This is a genomic window from Rhizobium sp. P2_G2 (assembly GCF_056403555.1).
Map to the genome: position 1 here is coordinate 1 of NZ_JBFUFF010000187.1, position 6797 is coordinate 6797.

At 61.9% G+C, this 6797-nt stretch carries 6 protein-coding genes and 1 pseudogene; 6 read left to right on the forward strand and 1 reads right to left on the reverse strand.

Annotation, left to right across the window (positions count from 1 at the left end):
- The 4 genes from AC1D06_RS41175 to AC1D06_RS41190 all read left to right on the forward strand — a co-directional run.
- On the forward strand, nt 1-667 hold a 667-nt coding region (locus AC1D06_RS41175), incomplete at its 5' end, for an ATP-binding cassette domain-containing protein (protein WP_477991224.1).
- A complete protein-coding gene (locus AC1D06_RS41180; RefSeq protein ID WP_477878596.1) occupies nt 660-1478 on the forward strand; it encodes a metal ABC transporter permease in 819 nt (272 codons plus the stop codon). The genes AC1D06_RS41175 and AC1D06_RS41180, both read left to right, overlap by 8 nt.
- Entirely contained in the window at nt 1475-1882 is a 408-nt protein-coding gene (locus AC1D06_RS41185; RefSeq protein WP_477991226.1) for a Fur family transcriptional regulator, read from the forward strand. Before AC1D06_RS41180 ends, AC1D06_RS41185 begins: the two co-directional genes overlap by 4 nt.
- Before the next feature lie 172 nt (nt 1883-2054).
- Nucleotides 2055-5087 (forward strand): putative bifunctional diguanylate cyclase/phosphodiesterase, encoded by a 3033-nt coding sequence (locus tag AC1D06_RS41190; protein WP_477991228.1) that lies wholly within the window; start codon nt 2055-2057, stop codon nt 5085-5087.
- A 52-nt stretch (nt 5088-5139) separates the two neighbouring features.
- Here AC1D06_RS41190 and AC1D06_RS41195 read toward each other — a convergent pair whose 3' ends face one another.
- The gene (locus AC1D06_RS41195; RefSeq protein WP_477878593.1) at nt 5140-5667 is read right to left on the reverse strand and encodes a gamma carbonic anhydrase family protein; all 528 of its coding nucleotides are present in this window, start codon (nt 5665-5667) and stop codon (nt 5140-5142) included.
- 321 nt (nt 5668-5988) lie between these two features.
- On the opposite strand from AC1D06_RS41195, the gene AC1D06_RS41200 reads away from it, so the two are divergent.
- Both AC1D06_RS41200 and AC1D06_RS41205 read left to right on the forward strand, forming a co-directional pair.
- A complete protein-coding gene (locus AC1D06_RS41200) occupies nt 5989-6675 on the forward strand; it encodes a TerC family protein (RefSeq protein ID WP_477878592.1) in 687 nt (228 codons plus the stop codon).
- A 2-nt stretch (nt 6676-6677) separates the two neighbouring features.
- A pseudogene (locus AC1D06_RS41205) lies at nt 6678-6797 on the forward strand (tRNA dihydrouridine(20/20a) synthase DusA); the annotation flags it as partial.

Consider the following 6797-nt stretch of genomic DNA (forward strand, 5'->3'; position numbering starts at 1 on the left):
CACCATGCCGCTCTCGGTCGAGCGGTTGATGACACTGACCGGCCCCCTTCCCCCCAAGGAAATCGCCAATGCGCTGGCGTTGACGGGCATCACCCATCTCGCCAAGGCCGAGGTGCAGCATCTTTCCGGCGGTGAATTCCAGCGGGCGCTGCTCGCCCGCGCCATCGCCCGCAAGCCCGACCTGCTGGTGCTCGACGAGCCGGTCCAGGGCGTCGACTATACCGGCGAGATCGCGCTCTACGAGCTTATCGGCGCCATCCGCGACCGTACCGGCTGCGGCGTGCTGCTGATCTCGCACGACCTGCATGTGGTGATGGCGGCGACCGACACGGTGGTCTGCCTCAACGGCCATGTCTGCTGCACCGGCACACCGCATGATGTCTCGAACCATCCGGAATATCAGCGCCTGTTCGGCGTCCGCGGTGCCGGCGCGCTGGCGATCTACACCCATCATCACGACCACACCCATCTCGCAGACGGTCGCGTGCAGCATGCCGATGGCTCGATCACCGATACCTGCTTCCCCGGCGACGGCCATCACCACGATGACCATGCGCATGCCGACCATGTCCACGGCCCCGATTGCGCCTGCGGCCATGATCACAACCGGCTGGTCATGCCGAGCGCAGCCGTCGAGACAGTGAAGGAGGCGGGCCGCGATGTTTGATGATTTCTTCCTCCGCGCCATCCTCGCCGGCATCGGCATCGCGCTGACCACCGGACCGCTCGGCTGCTTCATCGTCTGGCGCCGCATGGCCTATTTCGGCGACACGATGGCGCATTCGGCTTTGCTTGGCGTGGCGCTGTCGCTGCTGTTCAATCTCAACATCATCGTTGCCGTCTTCGTCGTCGCAGCCGGCGTGTCGCTGCTGCTGCTGCTGCTGCAACGGACGGGCTCGCTGTCGGCGGATTCGCTGCTCGGCATCCTCTCGCATGCCTCGCTGTCGGTCGGGCTCGTCATCCTCGCCTTCATGACCTGGGTGCGGATCGATCTGGTGAGCTTCCTGTTCGGCGACATTCTTGCCGTCAGCGAAGGCGATATCGACATCATCTGGGGCGGCGGCATTCTCGTCTTGATGGCGCTCGTCTGGCTCTGGCGGCCGATGATCGCCGCCACGGTTTCCGAAGACCTTGCCGAGGCCGAAGGCCTCAATCCCAAGCGGGCGCGGCTGATCTTCATGCTGCTGCTGGCGCTGGTGATCGCCATCGCCATGAAGATCGTCGGCATCCTGCTGATCACCTCGCTGCTGATCATCCCGGCCGCCACGGCCCGCCGCTTCTCCGCCTCACCGGAAGTGATGGCGGTGCTTTCTGCCGTCGTGGGGGTTGTCGCTGTCATCGGCGGGCTCTACGGTTCGCTGCAGTTCGACACGCCCTCCGGCCCGTCGATCGTGGTCGCCGCGCTCATCCTCTTCGTGCTGAGCCTCGTGCCCACGCGCATCCGCTCCGAAACCGCCAGCCAGGGAGGTGGCACATGACATCACCCGATCTCACGCGCAACCAGTCGCTGGTGCTGAATACGCTTTCCGGCGCGGCCAATCCGCTCAGCGCCTATGACATTCTCGACAGGCTGCGCGGCGATGGTTTTCGCGCGCCGCTGCAGGTCTACCGGGCGCTCGACAAGCTGGTCGAATACGGCCTCGTGCACCGGCTCGAAAGCATCAATGCCTTCGTCGCCTGCGCCGATCCGCATGACCACGAAGCGCATGCGCATGGCGTCACCGCCTTCGCCATCTGCGATTCCTGCGGCTCTGTGACCGAATTCCATGATCACACGATCGAAAACCGGCTGCAGCAATGGCAGACCGCGCAACATTTCAGACCGGAAAAAACCACGATCGAAATCCGTGGCGCCTGCAACAAGTGTTCTTCTGTAGCATAAAAACACGTTGTTTTTCCGAAAACGTTTCCAACAAGCCCCTCTGCCGCTCTGTTCGAGGCCGGATTTTCCGGGTTAAATCGTTTAGTTCATTTGATTAATTCATTTTCAAGCAGTGCCAAATATAGTTGCCGCGATTGGCGGGACATGGGTCCAAGGCTGAGAAGGGCGAAGGATGGGCAATCCTGGCGGGCATCGATTTGGCAGCCGGTTTCGGGACTCGAACATTCGGTTCCGCAACAAGGTGACATTCGGTGTCGGCCTCACTCTGATGGCCGCCGTTTTCACCGGCCTCAATGCGGGCTACAACATTCAGAAGGTTGAGGAATCGGTCAATTTCTCGGCGGAGGCCGCCTCGCCGCTGCTGATCGGCGTCATCTCGCTGTCGGAAAGCTATCAGAAGCTGCAGAGCATTTTCGATCCTGTGATGAAGAACTGCGCCGGCCTGGAGGGTGCTGCAAACTATCTGGAGCAGTCCCAGACCAACCAGCGCAACAAGCTCGCCATGCTGAAGAAGCTGGCATCACAGGCCGATGCCGCGACTGAGCTCGGCCGCTACGAATTCTCCGGCAACAAGATTTTTCGGACACGCCAGGCGCTGCTCGACGTCTGCCATCTGTCGATGACGGCACGCAGCCATATCTCGACGTCGGAGACGTCGCTGCGCGCCACGACCAACCTGATTTCCGTCACCGCCTCGATGAACATCCTCAATCTGGAGAACCAGATCGCCGACAACTGGCGCAGAAGCACCGGCAACGTTTATTCGCCGACGCGCGCTCAACTGATCGGCGCCGTCGGCCTCAACGCCCGGACCAGGGAAGCCTGGCAATGGCTCAGGGATTTCTACAAGCTCAAGATCGTGGTCACCGAACTGCTCAATGTCGGAACCATGCTCTCCAACGTCAGCCAGCCCTACGATCTCGAGCGCATGCGCAAGGGCTACTGGATCAAGCTCCTGTCGCTGGAAAGCAATGTCAGCGATCTCCAGCCCTATTTCCAGCGCAACGACGGCAGCTATGATTATCAGGCCCTGCTCGGGCTTGTCGCCGAAGCCAAGCGCATGTCGCATCTCGGCGACCATTCGATCTTCAATTCCCAGGCAGCACTGCTCGACAATGAGCGGATGAAGCAGGCTCTGGTGCTCAGGCTGCAGCGCGAGCAGGGCCAGTATTCGGTCGCCCTTCTCAACATCATGGATGTGGCGCAGCGCATCAATCGCAATGCCCAGCTCAGGACCGAACAGCAGGCCAATCTCGGCAACTGGGAAATCGCCTCTGCCGTCTTCGCCACCTGCCTCCTGGCGCTGCTGATCGGCTGGTATTTCCGCCGCGCCGTGACCACGCCGATCGAGGCGCTGACCATCAATGTCAGCAATCTCGGACTTGCAATGCGCAACGAGACTGACCCTATCGACGCCAAGCTCCTGACGCGCCGCGACGAGATCGGCGACCTCGCCAATCAGTTCTCGCGTACCTTCAATGCGCTCTCCAAGACACGCCGCGAATTGCAGGAGACATCGCGCGCGGAAATCTCGCTGCAGCGCGACCGGCTGCATGGCGCGATCGAGAACATGCCACAGGGCCTCTACATGCTCGACCGCGAGGGACGGATCACCATTGCCAACCGGCGCCTGCAGGAAATCTACAATCTCGGCAGCCAGGTCGACCTGCTTGGCATGACCGTCGACGATTTCATCGGGCTCTGCCGCACCATGGGCGCCGGTGTCAGGCGCACCATTTCCGATCAGGTGCTCTCCGATGTACACACCCATGGCGGCACCTACCAGACCTCGCAGCGCGTGGTCGAATTGGATGACCGGCGCGTCATGACCATGACGGTGATGCGGCTTCCGGACGGCGGCTTTGTCGTCACCCATGAAGACATCACCGAAAAGCAGGCCGCTTCGGAAAAGATCGCGCATCTCGCCATGCACGACAGCCTGACCAATCTCGCCAACCGCACGCTGTTCCGCCAGCACATCACCGAATACGCCGCAAGCGCCGCCGATCGCGAGTCGGCGCTGCTGTTCCTCGACCTCGACCGCTTCAAAATCGTCAACGACACGCTCGGCCATCCGGTCGGGGACGCGCTGCTGGTGCAGGTCGCCGAACGGCTGCGTGCCGCCATCGGTCCGGACTGTTTCGCGGCTCGCCTTGGCGGCGATGAATTTGCCATCTTCCAGAGCGGTGCCGCCCAGCCCGAAGCAGCCCGACAGCTGGCGACCAAGGTGATCGAGCGGATCTCCGAGCCCTTCCAGGTTCACGGCCACCGCATCGTCGTCGGCACGTCGATCGGCATTGCGATCTCGCCGCAGGATGGCGCCGATGCCGACGATCTCTCCAAGAATGCCGACCTTGCCCTCTATTGCGCCAAGCAGGAAGGCCGCGGCACGTTCCGCTTCTTCGAGACGGACATGGACCGTCGCATGCGCGACTGGCGCGAAATGGAGCACGACCTGCGAGAGGCGATCGCCGGCCGCAAGTTCAAGCTCTACTACCAGCCGCTGGTTTCGCTGGATGCCGAGGCGCTGGTTGGTTTCGAGGCGCTGATCCGCTGGGAACATCCGACCCGCGGCTTCGTCTCGCCGGCCGAATTCATTCCCGTTGCCGAGGAAGCCGGCCTGATCACCGAGCTCGGCGCCTGGATCCTCGACACTGCTTGCGCACAGGCCGCGCTCTGGCCCGAACATGTCAGCGTCGCGGTCAATATCTCGCCGCTGCAATTCAACGGCGGCCAACTGCCGCTGACAGTGCTTGCGGCGCTTAAGAAGTCGGGGCTCAATCCCGGCCGGCTGATGCTGGAAATCACCGAGGGCGTGTTCCTCAACGACACCGAACAGACCATGGCGGCGCTCAACCAGATCAAGGCGATCGGCGTCCTCTTCGCCATGGACGATTTCGGCACCGGCTATTCGAGCCTGTCCTATATCCGCAAGTTCCCGTTCAACAAGATCAAGATCGACCAGGGTTTCGTGCGCGACATGGGCGATGATCCGGAATCGCTGGCCATCGTGCGCGCCGTGGTCAATCTCTGCCGCGACCTCGGCATGGTGACGACCGCCGAAGGCGTGGAAACCGCAGCCCAGGCCGAGACGCTCAGAAATCTCGGCTGTGGCATCGCCCAGGGCTATTTCTATGGCAAACCGATGCCGGCCGAGGCGACCTATGCCATGCTGGGCGAGGAAACCGAACGGAAGATCGCGTGAAGTCTAAGCAGGTTCTCGTCGGAAAACCGCGGGACGCTTTTCCGGAACCTGCTTAAAGCCCTCTGAGGTCGCGGCGGAAACGCTTCCAGTTCTGCACATAGCTCTCCGCCGAGCGCCTGAGGCCCTCGGCCGCCTTTTCGTCCAGGCTGCGTATCACCCGTGCCGGCGAACCGACGATCAGCGAATTGTCGGGGAACTCCTTGCCCTCGGTCACCAGCGCATTGGCGCCGACCAGGCAATTGCTGCCGATCTTCGCACCGTTGAGGATCGTGGCGCCCATGCCGACCAGTGAATTGTCGCCGATCGTGCAGCCATGGATGATGGCATGATGGCCGATCGTGCAACCCGTTCCGATGGTCACCGGGAAGCCCATATCGGTATGCACCATGACGCCCTCCTGGAGATTGGTGCGCGCGCCGATGGCGATCAGCTCGTTGTCGCCGCGGACAACGGCACCGAACCAGATGCCGACGTCAAAGCCGATCGTGACCTTGCCGATCACATGCGCACCCGGCGCGATCCAGTAATTGTCTTCGCCAAGGGTTACCGGTCTATCGTCGCCCAGTGCATAAAGCGGCATGTCTGCTCTCTTCCTCCAAACAGGCGTCGGACGCCATGACCAACAATGGCGTCGCAGACGAATTTTCTGCATCATAGGCGCTTGAAATTCTATCACAACTCCCCAATTGGCGACCTACAGCATGTCTCGCGAAACTGTGCAGCGGTTTCGCGAAAAAGGCATGCGCAAACAAAAACCTGAAGCGCGTCGTGCGAATCCTTGTTCACGCGATACGCTTTAGGGCCCTTCATCGCCGCGGTTGACTCATGCCGCGTTTCCGTCCAAGTGGCTGAGCCACGACGTCAACCCGATCGCAGCCCTGAAACGGAGTTTCGCTTCCCCATGCTTGGACTGGATTACGCCGCAGTCGTCGCCTTGATGCAGGTCATCATGATCGATCTCGTGCTCGCAGGCGACAATGCGATCGTGATCGGCATGGCCGCCGCCGGCCTGCCGTCGAGCATGCGCAGGCAAGCCATCCTCATCGGTATTCTCGCCGCAACAGTGCTCAGGATCGTCTTCGCGCTCGCCGCCACCTGGATGATGCAGCTTGTCGGCCTGATCCTGCTCGGCGGCATCCTGCTGCTCTGGGTGTGCTGGAAGATGTATCGCGAGCTCACCACGCCCGAGCATAAGGTGCATGAGGCGCAAGAAGCGCTTGCTGGCAGGGACGACAACCACGATGGCGTGGTCGGCGCCCGCCCCGGCACCAAGACACTGCGGCAGGCGGTGACGCAGATCATCATTGCCGACGTCTCGATGTCGCTCGACAATGTGCTGGCAGTCGCGGGCGCGGCGCGCGAACATGTCTGGGCGCTGATCTTCGGGCTCGGCCTTTCGGTCGTGCTGATGGGCGCGGCCTCGGCAGTCATCGCCAAGCTTCTGGGACGCTACAAGTGGATCGCCTGGATCGGCTTCCTGATCATCGTCTTCGTCGCGATCCGCATGATCTATGACGGCGCCGACGAGGTGTTCGGCGGTGCGCTTCCCAACATCCCGCTGATCTCGGGTGCGGTATCGGGACACTGACCATGTATGCCGCGGCACTCGAAACCGGACAGAAGATCTTCTCAGTCGCGCCGATGCTCGACTGGACGGATCGGCATTGCCGTTTCCTGCATCGGCTGCTGACCCGAGAGTCTCTGCTTTAC